This window comes from Sphingomonas sp. CV7422 (assembly GCF_027945725.1).
Lineage (GTDB): Bacteria > Pseudomonadota > Alphaproteobacteria > Sphingomonadales > Sphingomonadaceae > Sphingomonas > Sphingomonas kyungheensis.
In genome coordinates this window covers 627967-652500 of record NZ_CP115900.1, presented here as the reverse complement: position 1 = coordinate 652500, position 24534 = coordinate 627967, and the positions used below count along the sequence as shown (strand labels likewise).

25 protein-coding genes (1 of these 25 only partly in view) are annotated in these 24534 nt (G+C 68.4%); 11 read left to right on the top strand and 14 right to left on the bottom strand.

Annotated elements, in window-relative coordinates; translation table 11 throughout:
* From plsX to PBN85_RS03110, 3 genes are all read left to right on the top strand, one after another.
* Positions 1-727, top strand: the 3' portion of a protein-coding gene (plsX, locus tag PBN85_RS03120) for a phosphate acyltransferase PlsX (protein WP_037532431.1). Its footprint begins 305 nt before the window's first position; 727 of the gene's 1032 nt are visible here — the last part of the coding sequence; the start codon falls outside the window, past its left edge; its stop codon occupies positions 725-727.
* Positions 724-1692: a beta-ketoacyl-ACP synthase III gene (locus PBN85_RS03115; RefSeq protein WP_037532432.1), complete on the top strand. Its 969-nt coding sequence runs from the start codon at positions 724-726 to the stop codon at positions 1690-1692. Before plsX ends, PBN85_RS03115 begins: the two co-directional genes overlap by 4 nt.
* A 119-nt stretch (positions 1693-1811) precedes the next feature.
* Entirely contained in the window at positions 1812-2111 is a 300-nt protein-coding gene (locus PBN85_RS03110; RefSeq protein WP_037532435.1) for an integration host factor subunit alpha, read from the top strand.
* A gap of 72 nt (positions 2112-2183) precedes the next feature.
* Here the strand turns inward: PBN85_RS03110 and PBN85_RS03105 are convergent, their stop codons facing one another.
* The 3 genes from PBN85_RS03105 to PBN85_RS03095 form a co-directional block, all read right to left on the bottom strand.
* A complete protein-coding gene (locus PBN85_RS03105; RefSeq protein ID WP_037532437.1) occupies positions 2184-3710 on the bottom strand; it encodes a peptide chain release factor 3 in 1527 nt (508 codons plus the stop codon).
* A 120-nt stretch (positions 3711-3830) separates the two neighbouring features.
* Entirely contained in the window at positions 3831-4706 is an 876-nt protein-coding gene (locus tag PBN85_RS03100) for an aldose 1-epimerase family protein (RefSeq protein ID WP_271300128.1), read from the bottom strand.
* A gap of 47 nt (positions 4707-4753) precedes the next feature.
* Positions 4754-5347 (bottom strand): L,D-transpeptidase family protein, encoded by a 594-nt coding sequence (locus PBN85_RS03095; protein WP_271300127.1) that lies wholly within the window; start codon positions 5345-5347, stop codon positions 4754-4756.
* 244 nt (positions 5348-5591) lie between these two features.
* Between PBN85_RS03095 and PBN85_RS03090 the strand changes: the two genes are divergently transcribed.
* Complete coding sequence (locus PBN85_RS03090) at positions 5592-6263, top strand: murein L,D-transpeptidase catalytic domain family protein (protein WP_443026761.1); 672 nt, start codon at positions 5592-5594, stop codon at positions 6261-6263.
* Positions 6264-6800: 537 nt separating this feature from the next.
* On the opposite strand, the gene pheT is transcribed toward PBN85_RS03090, so the two are convergent.
* The 5 genes from pheT to rpmI form a co-directional block, all read right to left on the bottom strand.
* Positions 6801-9182, bottom strand: a complete 2382-nt coding sequence (gene pheT / locus PBN85_RS03085) for a phenylalanine--tRNA ligase subunit beta (protein WP_271300126.1) — start codon at positions 9180-9182, stop codon at positions 6801-6803.
* The gene (gene pheS / locus PBN85_RS03080) at positions 9179-10273 is read right to left on the bottom strand and encodes a phenylalanine--tRNA ligase subunit alpha (RefSeq protein WP_037532446.1); all 1095 of its coding nucleotides are present in this window, start codon (positions 10271-10273) and stop codon (positions 9179-9181) included. Before pheS ends, pheT begins: the two co-directional genes overlap by 4 nt.
* On the bottom strand, positions 10270-10593 hold the full coding sequence (locus tag PBN85_RS03075) for a GIY-YIG nuclease family protein (protein WP_271300125.1): 324 nt from the start codon (positions 10591-10593) through the stop codon (positions 10270-10272). The genes pheS and PBN85_RS03075 overlap by 4 nt, the downstream gene beginning before the upstream one ends.
* Positions 10594-10901: 308 nt before the next feature.
* On the bottom strand, positions 10902-11267 hold the full coding sequence (rplT, locus tag PBN85_RS03070) for a 50S ribosomal protein L20 (protein WP_037532450.1): 366 nt from the start codon (positions 11265-11267) through the stop codon (positions 10902-10904).
* Positions 11268-11279: 12 nt separating this feature from the next.
* Positions 11280-11483, bottom strand: coding sequence for a 50S ribosomal protein L35 (gene rpmI, locus PBN85_RS03065; protein ID WP_017977259.1), 204 nt, complete (start codon positions 11481-11483; stop codon positions 11280-11282).
* A 162-nt stretch (positions 11484-11645) separates the two neighbouring features.
* On the opposite strand from rpmI, the gene PBN85_RS03060 reads away from it, so the two are divergent.
* Entirely contained in the window at positions 11646-13775 is a 2130-nt protein-coding gene (locus tag PBN85_RS03060; RefSeq protein WP_271300124.1) for an AsmA family protein, read from the top strand.
* 175 nt (positions 13776-13950) lie between these two features.
* On the opposite strand, the gene PBN85_RS03055 is transcribed toward PBN85_RS03060, so the two are convergent.
* On the bottom strand, positions 13951-14760 hold the full coding sequence (locus PBN85_RS03055; protein ID WP_037532454.1) for an inositol monophosphatase family protein: 810 nt from the start codon (positions 14758-14760) through the stop codon (positions 13951-13953).
* Between the two features lie 63 nt (positions 14761-14823).
* Between PBN85_RS03055 and PBN85_RS03050 the strand changes: the two genes are divergently transcribed.
* The 3 genes from PBN85_RS03050 (at position 14824) to PBN85_RS03040 (ending at position 16684) form a co-directional block, all read left to right on the top strand.
* Positions 14824-15351 (top strand): peroxiredoxin, encoded by a 528-nt coding sequence (locus PBN85_RS03050; RefSeq protein WP_037532457.1) that lies wholly within the window; start codon positions 14824-14826, stop codon positions 15349-15351.
* Between the two features lie 62 nt (positions 15352-15413).
* A complete protein-coding gene (locus PBN85_RS03045; RefSeq protein WP_271300123.1) occupies positions 15414-16406 on the top strand; it encodes a GGDEF domain-containing protein in 993 nt (330 codons plus the stop codon).
* Positions 16394-16684 (top strand): hypothetical protein, encoded by a 291-nt coding sequence (locus tag PBN85_RS03040; protein ID WP_152542152.1) that lies wholly within the window; start codon positions 16394-16396, stop codon positions 16682-16684. Before PBN85_RS03045 ends, PBN85_RS03040 begins: the two co-directional genes overlap by 13 nt.
* 4 nt (positions 16685-16688) lie before the next feature.
* On the opposite strand, the gene PBN85_RS03035 is transcribed toward PBN85_RS03040, so the two are convergent.
* Both PBN85_RS03035 and PBN85_RS03030 read right to left on the bottom strand, forming a co-directional pair.
* Positions 16689-17309, bottom strand: coding sequence for a YbhB/YbcL family Raf kinase inhibitor-like protein (locus PBN85_RS03035; RefSeq protein ID WP_037532462.1), 621 nt, complete (start codon positions 17307-17309; stop codon positions 16689-16691).
* A 3-nt stretch (positions 17310-17312) separates the two neighbouring features.
* Complete coding sequence (locus PBN85_RS03030; protein ID WP_271300122.1) at positions 17313-17867, bottom strand: hypothetical protein; 555 nt, start codon at positions 17865-17867, stop codon at positions 17313-17315.
* Between PBN85_RS03030 and PBN85_RS03025 the strand changes: the two genes are divergently transcribed.
* Complete coding sequence (locus PBN85_RS03025) at positions 17866-18282, top strand: DUF1810 domain-containing protein (protein ID WP_037532466.1); 417 nt, start codon at positions 17866-17868, stop codon at positions 18280-18282. The genes PBN85_RS03030 and PBN85_RS03025 overlap by 2 nt on opposite strands.
* Here PBN85_RS03025 and PBN85_RS03020 read toward each other — a convergent pair.
* Together PBN85_RS03020 and PBN85_RS03015 are read right to left on the bottom strand one after the other, a co-directional pair.
* Positions 18279-18626 (bottom strand): tRNA-binding protein, encoded by a 348-nt coding sequence (locus PBN85_RS03020; protein ID WP_271300121.1) that lies wholly within the window; start codon positions 18624-18626, stop codon positions 18279-18281. The genes PBN85_RS03025 and PBN85_RS03020 overlap by 4 nt on opposite strands.
* On the bottom strand, positions 18613-19287 hold the full coding sequence (locus tag PBN85_RS03015; protein ID WP_037532470.1) for a glutathione S-transferase family protein: 675 nt from the start codon (positions 19285-19287) through the stop codon (positions 18613-18615). Before PBN85_RS03015 ends, PBN85_RS03020 begins: the two co-directional genes overlap by 14 nt.
* Positions 19288-19384: 97 nt before the next feature.
* Between PBN85_RS03015 and PBN85_RS03010 the strand changes: the two genes are divergently transcribed.
* Both PBN85_RS03010 and PBN85_RS03005 read left to right on the top strand, forming a co-directional pair.
* Positions 19385-19636, top strand: coding sequence for a type II toxin-antitoxin system VapB family antitoxin (locus PBN85_RS03010; RefSeq protein WP_271300120.1), 252 nt, complete (start codon positions 19385-19387; stop codon positions 19634-19636).
* Positions 19633-20019, top strand: a complete 387-nt coding sequence (locus PBN85_RS03005) for a type II toxin-antitoxin system VapC family toxin (RefSeq protein ID WP_271300119.1) — start codon at positions 19633-19635, stop codon at positions 20017-20019. The genes PBN85_RS03010 and PBN85_RS03005 overlap by 4 nt, the downstream gene beginning before the upstream one ends.
* 4 nt (positions 20020-20023) lie before the next feature.
* Here PBN85_RS03005 and gltB read toward each other — a convergent pair whose 3' ends face one another.
* Positions 20024-24529 (bottom strand): glutamate synthase large subunit, encoded by a 4506-nt coding sequence (gene gltB, locus PBN85_RS03000; RefSeq protein WP_271300118.1) that lies wholly within the window; start codon positions 24527-24529, stop codon positions 20024-20026.
* Between the last annotated feature and the right edge of the window lie 5 nt (positions 24530-24534).

Below are 24534 nucleotides of genomic sequence, written 5' to 3'. Positions count from 1 at the left end.
GGTCTCGTCGGGCAATACCGGCGCGCTGATGGCGATGGCCAAGCTCGCGCTGCGCACCTTGCCCGGCATCGACCGTCCGGCGCTCGCCGCGCCGCTGCCGACGCTTGGCGACAATGACGTGGTGATGCTCGATCTCGGCGCCAATACCGAGGTGGATGCGCGCAACCTCGTCCAGTTCGCGGTGATGGGCGCGGCCTATGCCCGCACGATCATGGACCTCGAATCGCCCCGCGTCGCGCTGCTCAACATCGGCAGCGAGGACCAGAAGGGCACCGACGAGATCCGCGACGCCGCTGCGGTGCTCAAGGGCCAGTCGCATCTGCCGCTGACCTTCACCGGCTTCGTCGAGGGCGACCAGCTCGCGCGCGGCAATCACGACGTCATCGTCTGCGACGGCTTTGCCGGCAATATCGCGCTCAAGACCGCCGAGGGCACCGCGCGCTTCGTCGCCGATCTGCTCAAGCGAGCGTTCAGTTCGTCGGCGCGATCGAAGCTCGGCTTCCTGATCTCGCGCCCGGCGACCGAATTGCTGCGCGATCACCTTGATCCCAACAACCATAATGGCGCGGTCTTCCTCGGCCTCAACGGCATCGTCGTGAAGAGCCATGGCGGCGCCAACGAGCGCGGCGTCGCCACCGCGATCGGCAATGCCGCCAAGATGGTGCGCGCCGACCTGACCCGCCGCATCGCCGACGATCTCGGCAATTTCGAAAAGAAAGCCGCATGATTCGATCGGTCGTCCGTGGCACCGGCTCCGCCTTGCCGGCGCGGCGCGTGTCGAATGCCGAGCTCGAACAGCAGCTCGACACCAGCGATGCCTGGATCGTCGAGCGGACCGGCATCCGCTTCCGCCACATTGCCGGGCCGGACGAGACGACCGCGACGCTCGCCGCCGACGCCTGCCGCGCCGCGCTCGCCGCCGCTGCGGTCGAGCCGGGCGAGATCGACCTGATCGTGCTCGCCACCGCGACGCCCGACCAGACCTTTCCGGCGACCGCGACCAAGGTGCAGGCGATGCTCGGTATCGGCGATTGCGTCGCCTTCGACGTCGCGGCGGTCTGCTCGGGCTTTCTTTATGCGGTGCAGGTCGCCGATTCGATGCTGCGCACCGGCGTCCACCGTCGCGCGCTGGTGATCGGCGCCGAGACGTTCAGCCGGATCCTCGACTGGGAGGACCGTACCACCGCCGTGCTGTTCGGCGACGGCGCCGGCGCGATCGTGCTCGAAGGGCAGGAGAGCGCCGCCGACGATGGTCGCGGCATCCTCGCCACCAAGCTCCATGCCGACGGTCGCCACAACGACCTGCTCTATGTCGACGGTGGCCCGTCGACCACCGGCACGGTCGGCAAGCTGCGCATGAAGGGCCGCGAGGTGTTCCGTCACGCCGTCGTCAACCTCGCCGCCGTGCTGGAGGAATCGCTGGTCATCGCCGGACTGACGTCGGCCGACGTCGACTGGGTGGTGCCGCATCAGGCCAATGCCCGCATCCTCGATGCGACCAGCCGCAAGCTCGGCCTCTCCCCCGACAAGATCGTCGTCACCGTCGACCGCCACGCCAATACCTCGGCCGCCTCGGTGCCGCTCGCGCTCGATGTCGCGGTGCGCGACGGTCGCGTCCAGCAGAACGATATCGTCGTGCTGGAAGCGATGGGCGGCGGTTTTACCTGGGGCGCGGCGGTCATTCGCTTCTGATCGCCTGCGCCCCATGGCCCTGACCGCCGCGGCCGCAAAGAAAGTCACTTTCGGACACGTCTGCTATAGTGTACCGTGGAAACGGGCATCTTAGCAGATGGAGTGGGGCAAGCGTGTTGATGACGAGCGTTGGTACACTGACGAGGGCAGACCTGGCCGAGGCCTTGCATCGCCAGATCGGCCTGTCGCGGACGGAGTCGGCGAAAGTCGTCGAACAGATCCTGACGGAAATGTGCGAAGCGCTGGCGCGCGGCGAGAACGTCAAGATTTCGGGCTTCGGCACCTTCGTCCTGCGCGACAAGGGTGAGCGGATCGGTCGCAATCCCAAGACCGGGGTCGAGGTGCCGATCGCGCCGCGCCGGGTGCTGACCTTCCGCGCCAGCCAGATGATGCGCGAGCGGATCGTTACCGGCACCTGACGCGATGCGCGTCGTCCGGCGGTCGGTGATTTCGGGGGAAATCACGACCCGGACGGCGCCCTCACCGCCGTATCAGCGTTCGCGCGTCGCCGCGAAGCGCACCTTATTGTAGCGATCGGCGATATAGCCGACCTCCCAGGCGCTCTTGGCGAGGAACACCGGATTGCCGTCGCGATCCTTCGCCATCGCCGAGCGATTGAGATCCATGAACGCCTTGAGATCGGCCGGATTCTCCGCCGACACCCAGCGCGCGGTCTCGAACGGCGCGGGCTCCAGCCCGGCCGCCACCTTGTATTCCGCATCGAGCCGGCTGAGCAACACCTCGAGCTGGAGCTGGCCGACGACGCCGATGATCCAGTTGGAGCCGATCTCCGGATAGAAGACCTGCGTCACCCCCTCCTCCGCCATGTCGTCGAGCGCCTTGCGCAGCTGCTTGGTCTTGGTCGGGTCCTTGAGCTGGACGCGGCGCAGGATCTCGGGCGCGAAATTGGGCAGGCCGGTGAAGCGCACGTCGGCGCGCTCGCTCAGCGTGTCGCCGACGCGCAACGTGCCGTGGTTGGGGATGCCGATGATGTCGCCGGGAAAGGCCTCGTCGGCCAGCTCGCGGTTCTGGGCGAAGAACAGGATCGGCGAATGGACGGCGATCGGCTTGCCGTGGCCGGTCGGCACCAGCTTCATGCCGCGTTTGAAGGTGCCCGAACATAGCCGCATGAAGGCGATGCGGTCGCGATGGTTGGGGTCCATGTTCGCCTGCACCTTGAACACGAAGCCGGTGACCTCGTCATTGTCCGGCGCCACCGGCGCGGGCTCGGCCGGCTGCGCGCGCGGCGGCGGGGCGTGTTCGGCGAGCGCGCCGATCAGCTCGGCGACGCCGAAATCCTTGAGCGCCGAGCCGAAATAGACCGGGGTCAGATCGCCGTTGCGATAGGCCTCGGCATCGAATTCGGGATAGCCCGCCTGCGCCAGCTCGATCTCCTCGGCCCAGCGTTCGGCGAGCACCGGCGCCGTCTCGGTCTTGCCGAGGAAGGCGCGGCTGTCGCCCTCCGGCCGGCTGATCGTGTTGGTGGCGAGGTCGAGCACGCCTTCGAACTCGCCGCCCATGCCGACCGGCCAGCTCATCGGCGCGACGTCGAGCGCGAGCATGTCGGCGATCTCGTCGAGCAGCTCGAAGATCGGCCGGCCTTCGCGATCGACCTTGTTGACGAAGGTGATGATCGGCACCGAGCGCAGCCGGCAGACCTCGAACAATTTGCGCGTCTGCGGCTCGATGCCCTTGGCGGCGTCGATCACCATCACCGCCGAATCGACCGCGGTCAGCGTGCGATAGGTATCTTCCGAGAAATCCTCGTGGCCCGGCGTATCGAGCAGGTTGAAGGTGATCCCCTCCCGCTCGAACGTCATCACCGACGAGGTGACCGAGATGCCGCGCTGCTGTTCGATCTTCATCCAGTCCGACCGCGCCCGCCGATTGGCCCCGCGCGCCTTGACCTCACCGGCAAGATGGATCGCGCCGCCGAAATACAGCAGTTTTTCGGTCAGCGTCGTCTTGCCCGCGTCGGGGTGGGAGATGATCGCGAAGGTACGGCGGGGGGAAGTCACTGGCTATATCCGGGTGGCAGGCGGCTCACGCGGAGCCGCGACAGGGGCAAGGCGGCTCGCGTCCGCGCGCGCCGCCTTGCCAGATGTCGCGCCCGGATGACAGGGGTAACGGTGCGCGGATCAGCCCTTGAGCGTGACGCTCATCGCGATCCGCGTCTCGCCACCCGCCGGCGTTTCGAATACGCCCGGCTTGTCGCGATACTCGCCGGTATAGCCTTCCGGATCGGCGATGCCGTGCCACGGCTCGACGCAGACATAGGCCGCGCCCGGCTTGGTCCAGATGCCGAGCATCGGCGTATCGGGGAAGGCGATCCGCAATTGCGGTCCCTGCCCGGCGCCATAGGTCACGCCCGCCGAGCGGACGTCGTCCCACACCAGCGCATCGTTGGTGAAGAGATCGTCGCGCAGATGCAGCACCCGCCCGTCGAGCGGCGAGTCGCGGCGGGCGGTCGCGATCGTGCCGTCGGCGGCGATCGTGCGCAGCGCGTCGGGCTCGTCCGCGTCGAAGACGATGCGATGCGCGGCACGATCCTCGCCATAGGGCAGTGGCCAGGCGAAGGCGGGATGGAAGCCGAAGCTCGCCGGCAGCGGAGTTTCCGCCGGATTGACGATCCGCGCCTCGACATGCAGCGTCGCGCCGTCGAGCCGGTAGGTCAGTTCGAGGCGGAAGGCGAAGGGATAGGCGGCGCGCGTCGCCTCGCTGTCCGACAGCGCGAAGGTCACCCGATCCGCCTCGACCGCGACGATTTCGAACTGCGACCGGCGCGCGAACCCATGCTTGGGCATGGGATAGGCAGTGCCGTCGACGCGGATCGTCTCCTCGAACGGCAGACCGACCACCGGGAAAAGGATCGGCGCATGGCCGGTCCAGTAGGCCGGATCGGCGTTGGTCATCAGCTCGCGCCCGCCGGCATCGCGCAGATGCGTCAATTCGGCGCCGAGCGGGTTGATCGCGGCGGTGAGGGCGATCGAGCGGATGGTGACGAGGTCGGTCATGCGCGGCCTTGTGCGTCAGCCTCCGGCGGCGTGCAACTCCCCGCGTCTCACTGTGCCGCGGTCTGGAGGACGCTGCCGTTCGCCGTCGCCGTCTCCAGCTGCATGTCCGCCGGATCCTCGGCGATCGGCGGCAGCCAGCCTTCGACGGCGGAGGCGTCGGTGACCATCACCGGCGTGCCCTTGCTGGTCACCGCGAACAGCTTCCTGGCGAACGCCGTCGGCACCCGGATGCAGCCGTGCGAGGCAGGGAAGCCCGGATTGATCCCGGCGTGGATCGCCACCCCGTCCCAGGTCAATCGCTGCATGAACGGCATCGGCGCGCTGTCGTAGAGGTTGCTCTTGTGCACCTCCGACTTCTGCAGGATCGGGAAGGTGCCGATCGGCGTGTCCTTGCCGCCCTTGCCGGTCGAGACGGTCGACGCGCCGATCAGCGTCATGCCACGATAGACATAGGCCTTCTGGTCGGGGATCGACACGACGATGCTGACCGGGCCGAGCGTCGCATCGTCGTTCCACAGGAAGCGATTGGGGGCGAGACTGGTGACCTCGGGCGCCAGCGGATCGGCAGCGACCGCAGCCCGTGCCGGCTGCGTCTGGATCGCGCACAAGGCCGTGGCGGCGAGAATCATCCAGGGCTTCATCATCGTCTCCGTCTGTCAACCCCCCTTTCGCGCCATCCAACGCGCGACTCCGCGGAACGTGCCACAACCGTTTCGGGCCGACAGGAGCGTCGCGCGCGGCCAACCGTGCAACCAGAACGCTGACCGGGGCGGCGTTGACGGGAAAATTAAGTCCGAAGCTGCTATATGATGAGCAGCGGGTTGAACCGGGGTTTTAAAGATTTTGACGCAAATCGAGCAAGATAGCATCCGCGACCGTCGCGCTTTGCTGAAGAACGGGGCAGTGCTGGCGGCGACGCTGGCGATGCCGGGCACGCTGTCGGCGACGCCGCGGCGTCTGACGCAGCGCGACCTGCGGCCGGTGTCCGAGCCGCCGTTGCCCGCCCCGCGCCCGATGGTGGCGGCGCGGCCGATCACCTCGCCGCGCGTCGTACGCCCGGACCTGATGCGCGAGGCGCTCGCCGCGCTCAACCAGCACAGCCGCCGCATCCCGCAGCGCGACCGGATCGCGATCGCCGACATGTCGGCGCCGTCGTCGGAGGCGCGGCTGCACATCGTCAATCTCGTCTCGGGGCGCAGCCAGTCGTTCCTCGTCGCGCACGGCAGCGGCTCGGACCCGGCGCATACCGGCTTCCTCAAGCGCTTCTCGAACGAGCCGAATTCGAATGCGTCGTCGGAAGGCGCCTTCGTCACCGACGATTATTACGTCGGCAAGCACGGTCGGTCGCAGCGGTTGATCGGCCTCGATCCGACCAACGACAATGCGATGGCGCGGGCGATCGTCGTCCACTCCGCCTGGTATGCCAATCGCGACATGCTGCGCACCCATGGCATGCTCGGCCGCAGCCAGGGCTGTTTCGCGGTCGGCGAGACCGACCTCAGCCAGGTGTTCGAGCAGCTCGGGCCGGGCCGGATGATCTTCTCGACCAAGGTGTAAGCTTGCGAAGCGGCGATGACGGCCCGGCGCCGGTTACGCGATTGAGGGCCAGCGTCCGATCGCGCGCGGGCCTCCGCCCTTCGCCCGGTGCGATGCTCTACCTGACGAGGCCGGGTCTCCCGCGAGACCGCCCCAGGGTATCGAGCCGCAGCAAGACTCCCGAACGGGCGCGACCTCTACATCGACCCGCTGTCCTGCCGGACTCGTTCCGGCATCCGCCGTTCCGTAGTAGCTTGAGCCGTTGCTTTCGCGGCACGGCTGCCCCCGGAACACGTCCGGGTTGACGTCACGTGGTGGGCAAGGCGGAGGCTATGCCGTATTCCCGCGCGGGCCGGAATCCAGTGCCCAAGCAGGACAACGCTTGCCGCATAAGGAACCTGGGCTCCCGCCTGCGCGGAAGCACTGGTGCGGCGCTGGCAGCGCAGCGCGACGCTTGCAAGCAGGCGGAGCCGCCCGTGGCACGCCACCGCCCGCCCGCAGCCCCCCACCTAAGCCACAGCATCACCGCCCGCAGCAACGGGCGGCGTGCGCCCGCCCCTAGCCCCGCAGCACCGCCCCCTGTTTCGCCGCCGCGGCGACCACCTTGTCGGCGATGCCCTTGAGCATCTCGTCGGTGAAGCTCTTGTCGCTCGGCTGGAGCGTCACCTCGATTGCGACCGACTTGTGGCCCGCCTCGACGCCCGCACCGGTGAAGACGTCGAACACGCGCGCGCCGACGATCGCCGCCTTGTCCGCGCCGCGCACCGCGCGCACCAGCGCATCGGCGCTGAGCGTCTCGGGAACGAGGAAGGCGAAGTCGCGCCGCACCGATTGCAGCGCCGGCGGTGCGAATGCCGGACGCATGAAGTTGCGCGTGCCGCGTTTCGCCGGCAGGGCATCGAGGTACAGCTCGACCGCCGCGACCGCGCCGTCGAGATCGAACCCCTTGAGCAGCGCCGGATGCAGCATGCCGAACCGCGCCAGCACCGTCTTCGGCCCGAGCCGCAGCGTGCCGCTCTGCCCGGGGTGCCAGGCCTCGCCCGCCTCACCCATCACCTGCAGATTGTCGACCGGCGCCCCCGCCGCGGCGAGCAGCGCCAGCGCCTCCGCCTTGGCGTCATACGCATCGAACGCCGCCGCCTTGCCCTCACGCCAGCCGCGCTCGCGGCGATTGCCGGCAAGCACCAGCCCGAGCGTTATCCGCTCGTCGGACGCGCCCTTATCGTCCTTCAGGTACCGCCGGCCGATCTCGAACAGCCGCACCGCGCTCAGCCCGCGCTTGAGGTTACGCTCCGCCGCCGACAGCAGGCCGGGAAGCAGCGACGGCCGCATCACCTTGAGATCCTCGCTGATCGGATTGGCGAGCGTCCACGCGCCGCCGCCGAACGCCGCCGCCTGCGCCGCGCCGAGGAAGCTCCACGTCACCGCCTCGTCGAGCCCGCGCGCCGCCGCGGCGCGCCGCACGCGGCGTTCGAGCAACTGCTCGGCGGTCGCGGTCGGCCGGGCGACGCCGGGCGCACGCGGCAGCGGCACGGTCGCGACCTTGTCGATCCCCTCGATGCGGATCACCTCCTCGACCAGATCGGCGGCACCGTCGACGTCGCGGCGCCACGTCGGCGGGGTCACCTGCCAGTCGTCGGTGACGGTGAAGCCGAGCGATTCGAGGATCGCCCGCTGCCGCTCCGCCGGCACCGCCAGCCCGCCGAGCGTCTCGGCCAGCGACGGCGCGTAGCGGATCGCCGTCATCGTCGTCGGCGGCGATCCGGCGCGCGTCACGCCGCTCGCCGTCCCGCCGCAATAGTGCAGCACGAGGAAGGTGGCGATCGCCAGACCATCGTCGAGAAAGGCGGGATCGACGCCGCGCTCGAACCGCTGCCGCGCCTCGGAGGTCAGCGACAGCGCCTGGCCGGCGCGCGCGATCGCCTCGGGCGCGAAATAGGCGCATTCGATGATGACGTCGCGCGTCGTCTCCGACACGCCCGAATGCGCGCCGCCCATGATGCCGCCGATATCGTGCACCGCGACGTCGTCGGCGATCACCGTCATCCCCTCGGCGAGCGTATAGCTCTTGCCGTTGAGCGCCTCGACCGTCTCGCCGGCGCGCGCGCGCCGCGCGACCAGCCCGCCCGACAGCTTTGCCGTGTCATAGACGTGCAGCGGGCGGCCGAGATCGACCGTCATGTAATTGGTGATGTCGACCAACGTCGAAATCGGCTTCTGCCCGATCGCGGTCAGCCGCTGGCGCATCCATTCGGGCGCCTCGCCGTTGGTCAGGCCGGACACCGCCTGCGCGAAGAAGGCGGGGCAGCCCGCCGCATCCTCGATCCGCACGTCGGGTCCGGGTCCCTCGCCCGCCACCGCCGGCACCTCGGGCGCGATCAGCGTGCCGAGCCCGGCCGCGGCGAGATCGCGGGCGATACCGTGGACGCCCATGCAATCCTGCCGGTTGGGCGTGATCGACACGTCGATCACCGGATCGTTGAGCCCGGCATAGTCCGAATAGCTGGTGCCGACCGGCGCATCGTCGGGCAGTTCGATAATGCCGTCATGCCCCTCGCCGATCTGCAATTCGCGCGCCGAGCACATCATGCCGTTCGATTCGACGCCGCGGATCGCCGCGACCTTGAGCGTCACGTCGAGCCCCGGCACATAGGCGCCCGGCGCGCCGAACACGCCGACGAGGCCCGCGCGCGCATTGGGCGCGCCGCAGACGACCTGCATCGGTCCGTCGCCGGCATCGACCGACAGCACCTGCAATTTGTCCGCCTGCGGATGCCGCTCCGCCGACAGCACGCGCGCGACGCGGAAGGCGGCCAGCGCCTCGCCCGGATTGTGCACGCCCTCGACCTCCAGGCCGATGCGGGTCAGCCCGTCGAGAATCGCGTCGAGCGAGGCATCGGTGGCGAGATGGCTCTTCAGCCAGCCAAGGGTGAACTTCATGCGCCGACTCCTCCCGACAGCGTGGGTACGTCGAGGCTCGAGAACCCATAATGTTTGAGCCAGCGGATATCGCCGTCGAAGAAGGCGCGCAGATCGTCCATGCCGTATTTGAGCATCGCCAGCCGGTCGATGCCGCAGCCGAATGCGAAGCCCTGCCACACCGCGGGATCGAGGCCGCAGGCGGCGATCACCTTGGGGTGGACCATGCCGCTGCCGAGCACCTCCATCCAGCCGCCACCGGAACCGCCGATGACGCGCTTGCCCTTCTCGATCGTATAGCCGACGTCGACCTCCGCCGACGGTTCGGTGAACGGGAAATAGCTCGGCCGCAGCCGCAGCACGATATCGTCGCGCTCGAAGAAGGCCTTGAGGAAGGTCTCCAGCGTCCATTTGAGGTGGCCGAGCGTGATCCCCTTGTCGATCACCAGCCCTTCGACCTGATGGAACATCGGCGTATGCGTGGCGTCGCTGTCCGAGCGATAGGTGCGGCCCGGCGCGATGATGCGGATCGGCGGCGGCTGGTCGAGCATCGTGCGGATCTGCACCGGGCTGGTATGCGTGCGCAGCAGCATCCGCGGCGCCTCGCCCGTTCCGGCGGCGCCGTCGGGGAAATAGAAGGTGTCGTGCATCGCCCGCGCCGGATGCGTCTCGGGAATGTTGAGCGCGGTGAAATTGTGCCAGTCGTCCTCGATCTCGGGCCCGGTGGCGACGGCGAAGCCGAGGTCGGCGAAGATCTCGGCGAGCTCGTCCATCACCTGGCTGACCGGATGCACCGTGCCGGCGATCGGCGCATCGGCCGGCAGCGTCATGTCGCGCGTCTCGCTCGCCAGCCGCGCGTCGAGCGCGGCGCGGTCGAGCGCCGCCTTGCGCGTCGCGATCGCCGTGGCGACCGCCTCGCGCAGCCCGTTGATCCGCGGGCCTTCGCTCTGCCGCTGCTCCGGCGTCATCTTGCCGAGCGTCTTGAGCGCCTGGGTGATGCTGCCCTGCTTGCCGAGCGCCTCGACGCGCAGCGCCTCGAGCGCCTCGGCACTGTCCGCCGCGGGGATGGCGCCGAGCAGATGGTCGCGCAGGGTATCGAGGTCTTCGGTCACGTATCGCTCTCTTTCATGGGCGGCAGGCCGAGGCCGATCGCCAGATCTACCCAGTCCGCATTCTGCGCTTCGATCAGGACGATCTTCCACGCGCGCCGCCATTCCTTCAACTGCTTCTCACGAATGATGGCGGCCTCCATCGTCGCATGCCGCTCATACCAGACAAGCCGCCGCACGCCGTATGCCTTGGTGAAGCCAGGGATCAACCCCTCGCGATGCTGGACGAGGCGGGCGAGCAGGTTGGACGTCACGCCGATGTAGAGCGTGCCGTGCCGACGACTGGCCAGGATATAGACGCACGGCTCGAATACGTCTCGCATGCAGCGCCCCCCGTTCCGCCGGCTCGGGCCGCGCCCACGTCGAGAGACGTCATAGCGGGATGCCGGGCTCCACTGCGCCGGAGGGCATCATTTCCACCGCGCCATGCCTCCCTCCGTCATCCCGACGAAAGCCGGGAACCATGGATACGGGCCGTCGAGGGCAGCACGCACCAGCCACCACACCGTGTCCGTGAATCCCGGCTTGCGCCAAAATGACGAGAGGAAGGAGGCAAGCCACCCACGCCCGCAACGAAAAAGGCGCCGGTGGTTGCCCACCGACGCCTCATCCGTCACCTGCGGTGCGAAGGTCACGCCGCCTGGGGCAGCGCCGCCTTGGCCTGCGCGATGATCGCGCTGAACGCCGCACCCTCGTGCATCGCGATGTCGGCCAGGACCTTGCGGTCGAGCTGGACGCCGGCGAGCTTGAGGCCGTGCATGAACTGCGAATAGGTCAGACCCTCGGCGCGGACACCGGCGTTGATGCGCTGGATCCACAGACCGCGGAAGGTCCGCTTTTTGACCTTGCGGTCGCGATAGGCATATTGCCCGGCCTTTTCGACCGCCTGACGGGCGATACGGATCGTGTTCTTGCGACGGCCATAATAGCCCTTCGCCTGTTCCAGAATCCGCTTGTGCTTGGCGCGGGTGGTTACACCACGTTTGACGCGTGCCATATCCTGATGTCCTTACTTGAGGCCGTACGGCGCCCAGGCCTTCACCGTCGCGGTGTCGGCCTTCGACAGCACCTTGGTGCCGCGATTCTGGCGGATGTACTTGCTGTTGTGGCTGATCAGGCGGTGGCGCTTGCCGGCGACGCCGTGCTTCAACAGACCGCTCGCGGTCAGCTTGAAGCGCTTCTTGACGCCGCTCTTCGTCTTGAGCTTGGGCATTTTGGTCCTTTCGCTGTGAGCATGGCATGAACCGCCGCGGCAGCCCTTGATGGCCGGGCAGTCCTGTAGCGCCTCGCTCGGGAAGCGGGCTCCTTAGCGATGTGCGACAGGAAACGCAACCGATGCGGAACCGGAACGAGCGCTGGCGCGATTCAGCCGGTGATGGAGACGCAGCCGCCCGCCACGGACCCCGCCGCGGATCCCGCCCCGGTGCCGACGCGCCGGCGGCGACTGCGACGGATCGCCGGCCGGATCGCGCTCGCGCTCGCAGTCCTCCTCGTCGCGATCTGGCTGGTGCTCTACGTCACCAAGGGGCGCTTCCTGCGCCGTCCGTTCGAGCGGTTCGTCGGTGGCCAGACGCATCGCCCCGTCACCGTGGCGGGCGACTTCCAGCTCTACTTCGCGCCCTTCCGCATCAAGTTCGTCGCGGAGCGGATGACGATCGGCAATCCGGCCTGGGCGACGCGACCCTATCTGTTCCAGGCGGAACGGATCGATACGCGGATCGCGCCGCTGTCGCTGCTGTGGGGGAAGCGCCGCCTCTACTGGCTCGATCTGGTCGACGGCGCGGTCGACCTCGAATGGAATGCGGACCACAGCGCCAACAGCTGGACGTTCAGCAGCAGCAAGGGCGGCAAACCCCTGCCCTTCCCGCGGATCGATACCGCGACGGTGCGCGGCACCACCGTCCGCTATCGCGATCCGCGCATGCGGCTGCTCGCCGACCTCAAGGTCGACGACATCCGCTCGACCGACGCGCGGATCGGCAAGGCGGTCGGCGTCGATGGCCATGGCACGATCCGCGACACGCCGTTCCGCGTCGCCGCACGGCTGCTCGCCCCCGATGCGACGGTCAACCGCGGCAAGAACGAGCTGGTGCTGCGGGCCTGGGCGGCGGACAATGTCGTCGACGTGTCGGGCACGCTGCCGTCGATCGCGGGGATCGAAGGCGTGCCGTTGCAGACGCGCGCGCAGGGCCGCAACCTCGCCGACCTGCTCGGCATCATCGGCGTCGCCATCCCCAATACCCGCCGCTACCGGCTGAAGGCGCAACTGGTCCAGCAGGACCAGCTCTACACCTTCACCCATATGCGCGGCACCGTCGGCGCCAGCGATCTTGCCGGCACGCTGACGATCACCAACGGCGCGCGACTGCACCTCGATTCGCGGCTGGCCACCAGGACGCTCGACATCATCGATGCCGCGCCGTTCATCGGCTACAATCCCGATATCGTCGCCGCCAGGGGCGCGCTCGCCGCCGCCGCCGCGACCGGCGCCGCGCCGCAGCGCATCCTGCCCGAAGCCGCGCTGCCGATCGCGACGATGCAGCGCTTCGATGCCGACCTCCGCTGGACGATCGGCCGGGTGCGCTCGCGCAACCTGCCGATCAGCGACATCGCGATGACGCTGGCGCTCGACCGCGGCAAGCTCACCCTGTCGCCGCTGACCATGGCGATGGCGCGCGGCAACGTCGCCGCCGACGTGACGTTCGACACGCGGCAGCGGCCGGCGCTCGACACCTATGACATCCGCCTGTCGCCGACGCCGATGGGCAAGCTGCTCGCCGGCTATGGCGTTGCCGAGGCGGGGACGACGGGCACGATCAAGGGGCGCATCCAGCTCGTCGGCCGTGGCGATTCGATCCACCAGTCGCTCAGTACCGCGCACGGCCGCATCGCCTTCGTCATGCCGCACGGCCAGCTTTGGACACGCAACGTCCAGCTCGCCGAGCTCGATATCGGCACGTTCGTCCAGAAGATGTTCGAGGACAAGCTCAAGAAGCCGGTCGAGGTCAATTGCGGGCTGATCGGCTTCACCGTCCGCAACGGCGTTGCCGCGGCGGACCCGATCCTGATCGACACCACCAAGAACGTCATCGTCGGGCGCGGCGGGTTCAGCTTCAGAAGCGAGGCGATCGACCTCGCCTTCCGCGCCGACGGAAAGAAGTTCAGCCTGTTCTCCGGCCAGTCGCCGGTCGGCGTCGGCGGCTATTTCGCCGCGCCGAAGCTCGACGTGATCAGCGGCCAGCTGCTCGAACGCGCCGGTGCCGGCCTCGGCCTGGCGGTGGTGGCGACGCCGGTGGCGGGCATCCTCGCCTTCGTCGACATCGGCGACGCCAAGTCCGCCGCCTGCGGCCCGGTGCTCGCCGGCGCCACCGCGCAGGCGCAGCGCACCACCAAGGGCAAGCCCCGCGACGACGTCGGCCACGGCACCACCGCCAAGGACGAGGACGGCAAGACCACCGGCGCGGAGAAGAAAAGCCAGCGGAAGAAGTTCCTGGGGATCTTCTGATGGCGGGCTATCCGCGGCCCTTCGTCATCCCGACGAAAGCCAAGACCCATGGCCACGATGTCACCACCGACAGCGCACCCTGCGCCTGTCCCGTATCCATGGATCCCGGCCTAGGCGGGGATGACGAAGGTCGGCGGCATTCCATCCGCCTCTTCGGGGAGGCGCAAAGCCTTCCTCAGTGCGTATGCCCCGCGGTCGCGCGGATCGCCTCCAGCACGTCGTCGGTGCGCGCCGGGTCGCCGATGGCGAGCACATGGCCCGCGCTCGCGGCGGTGAGCGGGTCGCCGTTCCAGTCGCACATCCGTCCGCCGGCGCCCTCGACCACCGGTACCAGCGCGGCAAAGTCGTAGAGCTGGAGCCCCGATTCGACGACGATGTCGAGATGACCGCTCGCGAGCAGCCCGTAATTGTAGCAGTCGCCGCCATAGACCGGCCCCTGCCGCGTGTGCCCGCCCGAGGCCGCGGCGACCAGCGCCATATAATGCGGCACGTCGCCCTCGGCGAACAGATGCGGGCTGGTCGTGGCGAGCACCGCGCCTTCGAGCTGCGCACAGGTCCGCGTCCGCGTTGGCCGGCCGTTGAAGGTCGTCGGCCGCCCGGCGACGCCGACCCAGCGCTCGCGCTGCACCGGCTGATCGATGATGCCGAGCAGCGGCCAGCCATCCTCGACCAGCGCGATCAGCGTGCCGAAGATCGCGCGGCCAACGGTGAAGCTGCGCGTGCCGTCGATCGGGTCGAGCACCCATTGGCGGCCGGTGACGCCCGGCTTCTCGCCATATTCCTCGCCGATCACGCCGTCGCCCGCCGCCTCGGCATCGAGCAGCTTGCGCATCGCCGCCTCGGCCTCGCGATCGGCGCGGGTGACGGGGGAGTGATCCGCCTTGATCTCCAGCCCCTGTTCCTCGCGGAAATAGGGGCGGATCGCCGCGCCCGCGGCATCGGCGAGGCGGCTGGCGAGCTGGATGTCGGCGGCGGTAATCGGCATGACGACAGCCCTATCGCCTCGCCTGGCGGCGCGCTAGGGTGCGCGAAACCGAGAGGAATTGCCATGCGCCTGCCCGCCGCCTTCGCCGCCATCGCCCTGGTCGCCACACCCGCCATCGCCGGCCTGCCGGTCGGGGCCAAGGCGCCGACCTTCTCGACGCGCGGCGCGGTCGCCGGTCAGGTCGTCGGCATCGACCTCGCGCAGCAGCTCAAGAAGGGGCCGGTGGTGCTCTATTTCTTCCCGGCGGCGTTCACCGGCGGCTGCAATGCGGAGGCGCATGCCTTTGCCGAAGCGATCCCCGATTTCCAGAAGGCGGGCGCGACGGTGATCGGCATGTCGGCGGACGACGTGCCGACGCTGCAGCGCTTCTCGGCGGAGAAATGCGCGGGCAAGTTCGCGGTGGCGAGCGCCGGGCCGGCGGTGATCAAGGGCTATGACGTCGCGCTCAACGGCGGCGGCCGCGCGCTGACCAAACGCACCAGCTACGTCATCGCGCGCGACGGCCGCATCGCCTATGTCCACGACGACATGAATCCGGCGCAGCACGTCGCCCTCACCCTCGCCGCCGTGCGCAAACTTCACCATAACTGAGCAATTTGAAACCGTCCGCTAAGTAATTGCGCGTATGGTCGCGGCGGGACAAAGGGTGGAACATGCGCGGGAACGCAGCGAGAAAGACTGGGGGCGCCGATCTGTATACGCGGATCGGCCACTTCCTCGCCGATCACGGCCTGTCGCCGGAACCGTCGCATTACAGCTTTGCTTATGACGTTATCGCCGATCCGCAGGGCGCGATCGCGCAGGCGGTGCGCCGGCTGACCGACGGCGGCATCCGCCTCAGCCGGTCGGATATCGAGGCGCTCGGCGGCACCGTGCAGGACGATGATGCCGCCATTCTGGTGGCAAAACCCCAGGCCCAGGTCGACGGCTTCGCGACGATGATGCGCGAGATGCAGGACGAGACGCGCGGTTTCGGCCGCGATCTCGCACAGAGCGCCGCCGCGATCCGCCATACCGCCCCGACGCTGCCCGCGGCGGGGCTCGACGAGATCGCCCGCATCACCGGCGCGATGCTGACCCGCATCCGCGAGGCGGAGGTGCGGCTCGCCAAGGCGACCGACGAGGCGGAGGCGCTGCGCATGAAGCTCGCCGAGGCGAATGACAGTGCGCGTCGCGACCCGCTCACCGGCCTGCGCAACCGCCGCGCCTTCGACGAGGCGTTCGCGAATCGGCGCGAGTCCGACGGCCCCTTCTGCCTCGCGGTCTGCGATATCGACCGGTTCAAACGGATCAACGACAAGCACGGCCATCCGGTCGGCGACCGGGTGCTCAGCGCGGTCGCCAAGATGCTCGCCGACCTATGCGCCAGCCACCTCGTCGTCCGGCATGGCGGCGAGGAATTCGCGGTGCTGTTCAACGGCATCACCCTGGCCGACGCGGCCGCGCATCTCGACACGGTCCGCGATGCCATCGCTGGCAAACGCTTCCGTCTGCGCGAGAGCGACACGCCGCTCGGGCAGATCACCGTGTCGGTGGGCGTCACCGCGGTCCATACCGGCGAGACGATCACCGACGCCTTCGATCGCGCCGACCGTTTGCTCTACACCGCCAAGGCCGAAGGCCGCGATCGGGTGTGCGCCGCCTGATCCTGGCACGATACGCCAAGCCGATCGGCGGAAACTACCAACTCTCCTGCGTACCCATCGGCCCGACCGCGCATTTGCGTGCTTTCCGGCATTTGGCACGAAGTCTGCAATGCCCATTGTATCGGCCGGGAACAGTCCCGCGCCGCTACAGCAAAGGGATCAGGATCATGTTTGCCCGTTTCGAAAGCACGCAGCGCTCGGTTGTTTCGGTCGTCGCCGCCTTCGCCTTCGCGATGATCGCGATCAGCGCCGCCGTGCCGGTGATGCCGATCGCCTGACGGCTCAGGCGTGCGCGGCGGCCCCGACCGGGCCGACCGCCGCCGCCTCGCCGCGATCATAGGTCGCGGTCAACACCCCGGCGGCGAGCACATGCCCCGCCATCGCAGCCAGGATCGCACTCCGCCCCGGCGTCTCGCCCGGCGCGCCCACACCGGCGTCGAGGGCGAACAGCTGGAAGACGTACCGATGCGCGCCATGGCCGGTCGGCGGATCGGGCGGCAGCCAGCCCTCGCGCAGATAGGAATTGCGCCCGACATCGCGCTCCGGCGTCCCCGCGCCGTCACGGCTGATCGCGCCCTCGGCGAGCCGTCCGACATCCGCGGCGATGCCCCATACCACCGCATGGACCAGCGGCTGCGGCGCCGGTGCATCGGCATCCTCGACCAGCAGCGCATAGAGCGCCGTCCCTTCGGGCGCCGCGCCCCAGGTCAGCGGCGGCGACACGCCCTCGCCGTCCGCGGTGAACCGCGCCGGCAGCCGCGCGCCGTCGGCAAAGGCGGGGCTGGTCAGGTCGAGCGACGGAAAGCCCGCGCCGAGCTCCGGCCGAGCGATCGCCAGCTTGTCGGCGCCGGCGCGCACGCTGCTGAGCGCCTGACCGAGCCAGGCGGGGACATGTTCGAGCATCGCTTACTCCTGGGGGCAATCGCCGGGGCGGGACCGCGGCGGCGATCCGGCGGCATACCAGCGGCTGGTCGCCGCCATCGTCGCCTGATCATGGTAACAGGCCTCGCCCCGGCTGCCGTCCGGCGCGACGAGGAAGGTCCAGTTGGTGTCGGCGCAATCATGCGGCGCACAGCCATGTGCGGCGATGCGGCCGTCGCGGCTGCGGAAGATCGGCACGCTCACCGCCTCGCGCGAGGTGAAGCGATGGCGCAGCTTCTCGTCACCGACCGCGTCGATCAGCGCGCGCGACACTTCGGTGCGATCGTAGAAGCCGACGCCGTCGACCGCATCGCCCGGATATTTGCCGACATAAGCGGTGATCGGATTGCTGTGCTCCTGCCCCGGCAAGGGCTTGGGCGGCAGCGTCGGCGGCGGCACGAAAGCGGCGGCGGCGGCATTGTCGTCGCGGGTGGCGGTCTCACGGCTGCCGCAGGCGGCGAGCAGGACGAGCGGGACAAGGCAGAGGGCGCGCATAGGAATGGGGAACGCGGCAGCCACCCCGGCGGTTGCCTCGCCCATGACTGACGCGCTCGATCGTTTCCTCTCCGCCCAAGCCCTCGTCCACGATCAGGCGCTCGCCGAACTGCGCCGGGGCCGCAAGACCAGCCATTGGATGTGGTTCATCTTCCCGCAGATCGCCGGCCTCGGCCATAGCGAGACGGCGCGCTTCTACGCGATCCGCGACGCTGTCGAGGCACGCGCCTATCTCGCCCATCCCCTGCTCGGCCCCCGGCTGATCGAGGCGACGCGGACGGTCACCGCCGCGCCGGGCAGCGCGCTGTCGATCCTCGGCGAGGTCGATGCGCTGAAACTCCATTCGTCGATGACGCTGTTCGCCGAGGTCGCCGACGATCCGGCGCCGTTCACCGCGGCGCTCTCCCGCTTCTACCGTGGTCAGCGCGATCAGGCGACGCTGGCGCTGCTCGCCGGCTAGAACAGCCGCCCGCCATCCGGCACCAGCTGCCCCGGGCCGATCAGCACCACTGCGCCGTCCGCATCGGGGAAGCCGAGGGTCAGCACCTCGGACAGGAACGGCCCGATCTGCCGCGGCGGGAAATTGACGACCGCGGCGACCTGGCGCCCGACCAGCGCCTCGGGCGTATAGTGGGTGGTGATCTGCGCCGACGACCGTTTCACGCCGATCTGCGGGCCGAAGTCGATGCGCAGCTTGATCGCCGGCTTGCGCGCCTCCGGGAAGGGCTCGGCGGCGACGATCGTGCCGACGCGGATGTCGATCCGCTCGAAGTCGGCGATCGTCGCGGGGTCAGAAGTCGACATTGTCATAATGCGCCGGTGGCCCAATCATCTCCATCCGTTCGGACAGCAGCGGCCGGAAGCTCGGCCGGCTCTTGAAGCCGCGATACCAGCGCGCGGTCTGGTCATGCCCCTTCCAGTCGATTCCGCCGAGATAATCGGCGACCGAAATCTGCGCCGCCGCGGCGAGATCGGCGAGGCTCAGCGTCGCGCCGCCCAGCCAGTTGCGATGGTCGAGCAGATAATCGGTGTAATCGAGGTGGCTGACCGCCGCCTTCATCGCCTCGCGCAGCCCGCGGGCGTCCGGCGAGGCACGATGCGCGAGCCGCTTGACGACCCGCTCGTGTAACAGCGGCCCGGTGACGTCACGGTAGAAATGCGTGTCGAACCAGCTGACCAGCCGGCGGATCTCGGCGCGATTGGCGGCGGTGCCGTTGATCATCGCCGCCTTGTCGACCGTCTCCTCGAAATATTCGCAGATCGCCATCGAATCGATCAGCGGCGCACCCGGCCGTGCGGCATCGACCATCACCGGCGTCTCGCCGGCGGGGTTCATGTCCATGAACTCGTCACGCCGGTCCCACGGCGATTCGCGGACCAGCGCATAGCCGACGCCCTTCTCGCCGAGCAGCAGCCGCACCTTGCGGCTGAACGGACAAAGCGGGAATTGGTAAAGCTGCCACATGCCGGCTCTGTAGGGCATCGGCGGGGGCGAGGTGAAGCCGTTGTGTTCACCTCATCCGTTCTATAATTTAGAATGACGCTGTCTTGAGGATGGGCGGATGGGTATCACCATCGAACACGATGCGCATGAGCGGGCGATCCGGCAGCTGGCCGAACGCCGCGGAGTTTCGTTGACCGACGCCATCGGGCTGGCCGTCAACAGCGAGCTGGCCCGTGATATCGAACAGGACCGTAAGGACGATTTCATGCGGCGCGTGCGCGAGGTGCAGGCGACGTTCGCCAAGGCTCCCGTTCTCGATCCCCGACCCTACCGTGAGTTAGTGTACGACGAAAACGGCCTGCCGCGATGATCGTGGCGGATGCGTCCGCCTTCGCCGCGATCATCTTCAATGAAGCTGACGCCCAGCTCTACGCGGATGCGTTGCGGGATCATGCGGCTATCATCGTACCTGCTCCGACGATCTTCGAACTCCGTCTGGTGATCCATCGGCGCTTCGGCCCAAACTATACGTTGCGCGCGGACACCTTGCTCACTGCGCCGTCGATACAGATCGTCCCTTGGACGGAAACACACGTCGCGCTCGCCATCGAGGCGCTGCAACGATTCAGTGGCCGCCCGGCGCGACTGAATTTCGGCGATTGCATGGTCTATGCGGTCGCCAAGTCGCTCGACCTACCCCTGCTCTACAAAGGCGAGGATTTCGCGCGGACCGATATCCGGCCCGCGCTGTAACCCCTTACTCTGCCGCGACCAGCGCCACCGAATCATCCAACGGATAGGTCTGGCGCGACAGCATCTCCTTGGGCACCACCTGCCAGAAGTCGCCGGCGACCCGGTCCCAATCGGCGAGCAGCCCCTTCGACCATTTGCTGTCGGTCGCCGCCGCATGGCGCTGGACGAGATCGTGCAGCACGCCCGCCCAATGCGCCGAGGCAAGCCGTTGCCAGACGATGCTCTCCGGATTGGCGCGCTGGGCGAATGCGCCGTCGGGATCGTAGACGAAGGCCATGCCGCCGGTCATCCCGGCGCCGAAATTCTGGCCGACCCGGCCGAGCAGCACCGCGACGCCGCCGGTCATATATTCGCAGCCATTGGCGCCGCAGCCCTCGACGACCACGGTCGCACCCGAGTTGCGCACCGCGAACCGCTCGCCCGCCTGCCCGGCGGCGAGCAGGGTTCCCGACGTCGCGCCGTAGAGCACCGTATTGCCGAGGATCGTATTGTCCTGGCTCGCCAATGGCGACGATACCGCGGGCCGCAACACGATGATCCCGCCCGACAGGCCCTTGCCGACATAATCGTTGGCGTCGCCGAACACTTCGAGCGTGATGCCCTTGCACAGGAAGGCGCCGAGGCTCTGCCCCGCGCTGCCGCGCAGGCGGACGGTGACGTGACCGTCGGCGAGCTTGCTCATCCCGAACCGGCGGGTGACCTCGCTCGACAGCCGCGTGCCGACCGCGCGATGCGTGTTGCGCACCGAATAGGTGAGCTGCATCTTCTCGCCGCGGCTGAACACCGCCGCGGCATCCTTGATGATCTGCGCGTCGAGGCTGTCGGGCACTTCGTTGCGGAAGGTCGACAGCGAGAAACGCCGCTCGGCATCGGTCGCATCGACCTTGGCGAGGATCGGATTGAGATCGAGATCGTCGAGATGCTCGGCACCGCGGCTGACCTGACGCAGCAATTCGGTCCGCCCGATCACCTCGTCGAGGCTGCGCACACCGAGCCGGGCGAGGATGTCGCGCACCTCCTCGGCGATGAAGGTCATCAGGTTGATGACCTTTTCCGGCGTGCCGACGAACTTGTCGCGCAGCGCCGGGTCCTGCGTGCAGACGCCGACCGGGCAGGTGTTGCTATGGCATTGGCGCACCATGATGCAGCCCATCGCGACGAGGCTGAGCGTGCCGATGCCGAATTCCTCGGCACCCAGGATCGCGGCGATGACGATGTCGCGCCCGGTCTTGAGCCCGCCGTCGGTGCGCAGCCGCACCCGGCCGCGCAGGCCGTTGAGCGTGAGCACCTGATTGACCTCGCTGAGGCCCATCTCCCACGGCGTCCCGGCATATTTGACGCTGGTCTGGGGCGAGGCGCCGGTGCCGCCGACGTGGCCGGCGACCAGGATGACGTCGGCATGCGCCTTGGCGACGCCCGCCGCGACCGTGCCGATCCCCGACGAGCTGACCAATTTGACGCAGACGCGCGCGCGCGGATTGATCTGCTTCAGGTCGTAGATGAGCTGCGCCAGATCCTCGATCGAATAGATGTCGTGATGCGGCGGCGGCGAGATCAGCGTCACGCCCGGCGTCGCATGGCGCAGCTTGGCGATGAATTCGGTGACCTTGAAGCCGGGCAGCTGCCCGCCCTCGCCGGGCTTGGCACCCTGCGCGACCTTGATCTCGATCTCCTCACAGGCGCCGAGATATTCGGCGGTGACGCCGAAGCGGCCGCTGGCGATCTGCTTGATCGTCGAATTGGCGTTGTCGCCATTCTCATAGGGGGTGAAGCGCTTGACGTCCTCGCCGCCCTCGCCCGACACCGCCTTGGCGCCGATCCGGTTCATCGCGATTGCCAGCGTCTCGTGCGCCTCCGGCGACAGCGCGCCCAGCGACATGCCCGGCGTGACGAAGCGCTTGCGGATCTCGGTGATCGCCTCGACCTGATCGACCGGCACGCCCTCGCTCGGGAAATTGAACTGGAGCAGGTCGCGCAGATAGACCGGCGGCAGATCGGCGACGCCGCGGCTGAACTGGAGATAGCTGGTATAGCTGTCGGTCGACACCGCGGTCTGCAACAGGTGCATCAGCTGCGCCGAATAGGCATGCGTCTCGCCGGTATGGCGCTGCCGGTAGAAACCGCCGATCGGCAGCTTGGCGACCGCCTCGTCCCAGGCGAGCTCGTGCCGCATCATCGCCGAATGGTGCAGCGAGTTATAGCCCTCGCCCGAGATCTTGGCGGGCATGCCGGGGAACAGGTCGTTGACCAGGCTGCGGCTGAGACCGACCGCCTCGAAATTATAGCCGCCGCGATAGGAGGAGATCACCGCGATCCCCATCTTGCTCATGATCTTGAGCAGGCCTTCCTCGATCGCATGGCGATGGCGCTTGAGGCATTCCTCCAAGGACAGGTCGCCGAACAGCCCGCGCGCCTGCCGGTCGACGATCGCCGCCTCCGCCAGATAGGCGTTCACCGTCGTCGCGCCGACGCCGATCAGCACCGCATAATAATGCGTGTCGAGGCATTCCGCCGAGCGCACGTTGATCGAGGCATAGGAGCGCAGCCCCCGGCGGACGAGATGCGTATGCACCGCCGCCGCCGCCAGCACGCCGGCGATCGCGATCCGGTCTTCGCCGACATGTTCGTCGGTCAGGAACAGCTCGCTCTTGCCCTGGCGCACCGCCTGCTCCGCCTCGTTGCGGATGCGCTGGATCGCGGCGCGCAATTTCTCCGGACCACCGTCGGCATCGAAGGTACAGTCGATCTCGGTCGCGGTGCGCGCGAAATGCGCCTTGAGCCGCGCCCAATGCTGGCCGGTCAGCACCGGCGAATCGAGCACCAGCACGCGGTCGCGCTGATCCTCGGTATCGAGGATATTGGCGAGATTGCCGAAGCGGGTGCGCAGCGACATGACGTAGCGTTCGCGCAGCGGGTCGATCGGCGGATTGGTCACCTGGCTGAAGTTCTGGCGGAAGAACTGGCTGATCAGGCGCGGCTTGTCGCTGATGACGGCGAGCGGCGTATCGTCGCCCATCGAGCCGATCGCCTCCTTGCCGGTCTCCACCATCGGGGAAAGGATCAGCTCCATGTCCTCGAGCGTCTGGCCGGCGGCGACCTGCCGCCGCGCCAGCGCGGGCCGGTCGTAGCGGACCACCGCCTCCTCGACCTCGGGCAGATCGTCGAGCGTGTGGAATTCGCCGATCATCGCCGGATAATCATGCTCGGCGGCGATCCGGTCCTTGACCTCGCGATCGCCGAGCACCTGCCCCTGTTCGAGGTCGACCGCGATCATCTGCCCCGGCCCGAGCCGCCCCTTGGCGACGACGGTCGATTCGGGCAGCGCGACCATGCCGGTCTCCGACCCGACGACGAGCAACCCGTCCGAGGTGCGCGTATAGCGCAGCGGCCGCAGCGCATTGCGGTCGACGCCCGCCACCGCCCAACGGCCATCGGTCATCGCCAGCGCGGCGGGGCCGTCCCACGGTTCCATCACCGAGGCGAGATATTGGTACATGGCGAGGTGCGCCGGCGGCATGTCGTCCGAATAGGCCTCCGGCACCAGCATCAGCTTGGCGGTCGGCGCGTCGCGCCCCGATCGGCAGATCGCCTCGAACACCGCGTCGAGCGCGGCGGTGTCGGACGCGCCCGCCGGAATCACCGGCTTGATGTCCTCCGAATTGTCGCCGAACGCGAGGCTCGCCATGCGGATCTCGTGGCTGAGCATCCAGTTCTTGTTGCCGCGGATCGTGTTGATCTCGCCGTTATGCGCGAGGCAGCGGAACGGCTGCGCCAGCCACCATTGCGGGAAGGTGTTGGTCGAATAGCGCTGGTGGAAGATCGCGACGCGCGATTCGAACCGCTGGTCCTGCAAATCGGGATAGAAGACCGACAGGCTCTCGGCGAGGAACAGCCCCTTGTAGACGATCGAGCGGCACGACAGCGAGCAGACGTAGAAGCCCTGGATCTGCGCGGCGATGATGCGCTTCTCGATGCGGCGGCGGACGAGGTAGAGGTTCTTCTCGAATTCGGCGGCGCTGACCTCGTCGGGCATCGGCCCGGCGATCATGATCTGCTCGATCTCCGGCCGCGTCGTCTGCGCCTTGAGGCCGATCACCGACACGTCGACGGGCACCTGCCGCCAGCCGTAGATGGTATAGCCCGCCTCGATGATCGCGCTCTCGACGATCGTGCGGCACATCTCCTGCGCGCCGAGGTCGGTGCGCGGCAGGAAGATCATGCCGACCGCGAGCCGGTTGGGCAGCACCTTGTGCCCCGATGCGACGACGGCGTCGTCGAAGAAGCGGTGCGGCAGGTCGATATGGATGCCCGCGCCGTCGCCGGTCTTGCCATCGGCATCGACCGCGCCGCGGTGCCACACCGCCTTCAGCGCATCGACCGCCGACTGGACGACGCGCCGCGACGCGCGCCCGTCGGTCGCGGCGACGAGGCCGACGCCACAGGCATCGCCCTCGCTGTCGGGGCGGTACATGCCATGCTCGGCGAGATAGGCGCGGGGATCGGTGGTCATCGGAT

What these genes read in the sequence shown, in the direction of transcription:
- PBN85_RS03115 (WP_037532432.1), top strand. Translation starts at nt 724, where the DNA reads ATGATTCGATCGGTCGTCCGTGGCACCGGCTCCGCCTTGCCGGCGCGG.
- PBN85_RS03110 (WP_037532435.1), top strand. Translation starts at nt 1,812, where the DNA reads ATGACGAGCGTTGGTACACTGACGAGGGCAGACCTGGCCGAGGCCTTG.
- PBN85_RS03100 (WP_271300128.1), bottom strand. Translation starts at nt 4,706, where the DNA reads ATGACCGACCTCGTCACCATCCGCTCGATCGCCCTCACCGCCGCGATC.
- PBN85_RS03095 (WP_271300127.1), bottom strand. Translation starts at nt 5,347, where the DNA reads ATGAAGCCCTGGATGATTCTCGCCGCCACGGCCTTGTGCGCGATCCAG.
- pheT (WP_271300126.1), bottom strand. Translation starts at nt 9,182, where the DNA reads ATGAAGTTCACCCTTGGCTGGCTGAAGAGCCATCTCGCCACCGATGCC.
- PBN85_RS03075 (WP_271300125.1), bottom strand. Translation starts at nt 10,593, where the DNA reads ATGCGAGACGTATTCGAGCCGTGCGTCTATATCCTGGCCAGTCGTCGG.
- rplT (WP_037532450.1), bottom strand. Translation starts at nt 11,267, where the DNA reads ATGGCACGCGTCAAACGTGGTGTAACCACCCGCGCCAAGCACAAGCGG.
- rpmI (WP_017977259.1), bottom strand. Translation starts at nt 11,483, where the DNA reads ATGCCCAAGCTCAAGACGAAGAGCGGCGTCAAGAAGCGCTTCAAGCTG.
- PBN85_RS03060 (WP_271300124.1), top strand. Translation starts at nt 11,646, where the DNA reads ATGGAGACGCAGCCGCCCGCCACGGACCCCGCCGCGGATCCCGCCCCG.
- PBN85_RS03055 (WP_037532454.1), bottom strand. Translation starts at nt 14,760, where the DNA reads ATGCCGATTACCGCCGCCGACATCCAGCTCGCCAGCCGCCTCGCCGAT.
- PBN85_RS03050 (WP_037532457.1), top strand. Translation starts at nt 14,824, where the DNA reads ATGCGCCTGCCCGCCGCCTTCGCCGCCATCGCCCTGGTCGCCACACCC.
- PBN85_RS03045 (WP_271300123.1), top strand. Translation starts at nt 15,414, where the DNA reads ATGCGCGGGAACGCAGCGAGAAAGACTGGGGGCGCCGATCTGTATACG.
- PBN85_RS03035 (WP_037532462.1), bottom strand. Translation starts at nt 17,309, where the DNA reads ATGCTCGAACATGTCCCCGCCTGGCTCGGTCAGGCGCTCAGCAGCGTG.
- PBN85_RS03025 (WP_037532466.1), top strand. Translation starts at nt 17,866, where the DNA reads ATGACTGACGCGCTCGATCGTTTCCTCTCCGCCCAAGCCCTCGTCCAC.
- PBN85_RS03030 (WP_271300122.1), bottom strand. Translation starts at nt 17,867, where the DNA reads ATGGGCGAGGCAACCGCCGGGGTGGCTGCCGCGTTCCCCATTCCTATG.
- PBN85_RS03020 (WP_271300121.1), bottom strand. Translation starts at nt 18,626, where the DNA reads ATGTCGACTTCTGACCCCGCGACGATCGCCGACTTCGAGCGGATCGAC.
- PBN85_RS03015 (WP_037532470.1), bottom strand. Translation starts at nt 19,287, where the DNA reads ATGTGGCAGCTTTACCAATTCCCGCTTTGTCCGTTCAGCCGCAAGGTG.
- PBN85_RS03010 (WP_271300120.1), top strand. Translation starts at nt 19,385, where the DNA reads ATGGGTATCACCATCGAACACGATGCGCATGAGCGGGCGATCCGGCAG.
- PBN85_RS03005 (WP_271300119.1), top strand. Translation starts at nt 19,633, where the DNA reads ATGATCGTGGCGGATGCGTCCGCCTTCGCCGCGATCATCTTCAATGAA.
- gltB (WP_271300118.1), bottom strand. Translation starts at nt 24,529, where the DNA reads ATGACCACCGATCCCCGCGCCTATCTCGCCGAGCATGGCATGTACCGC.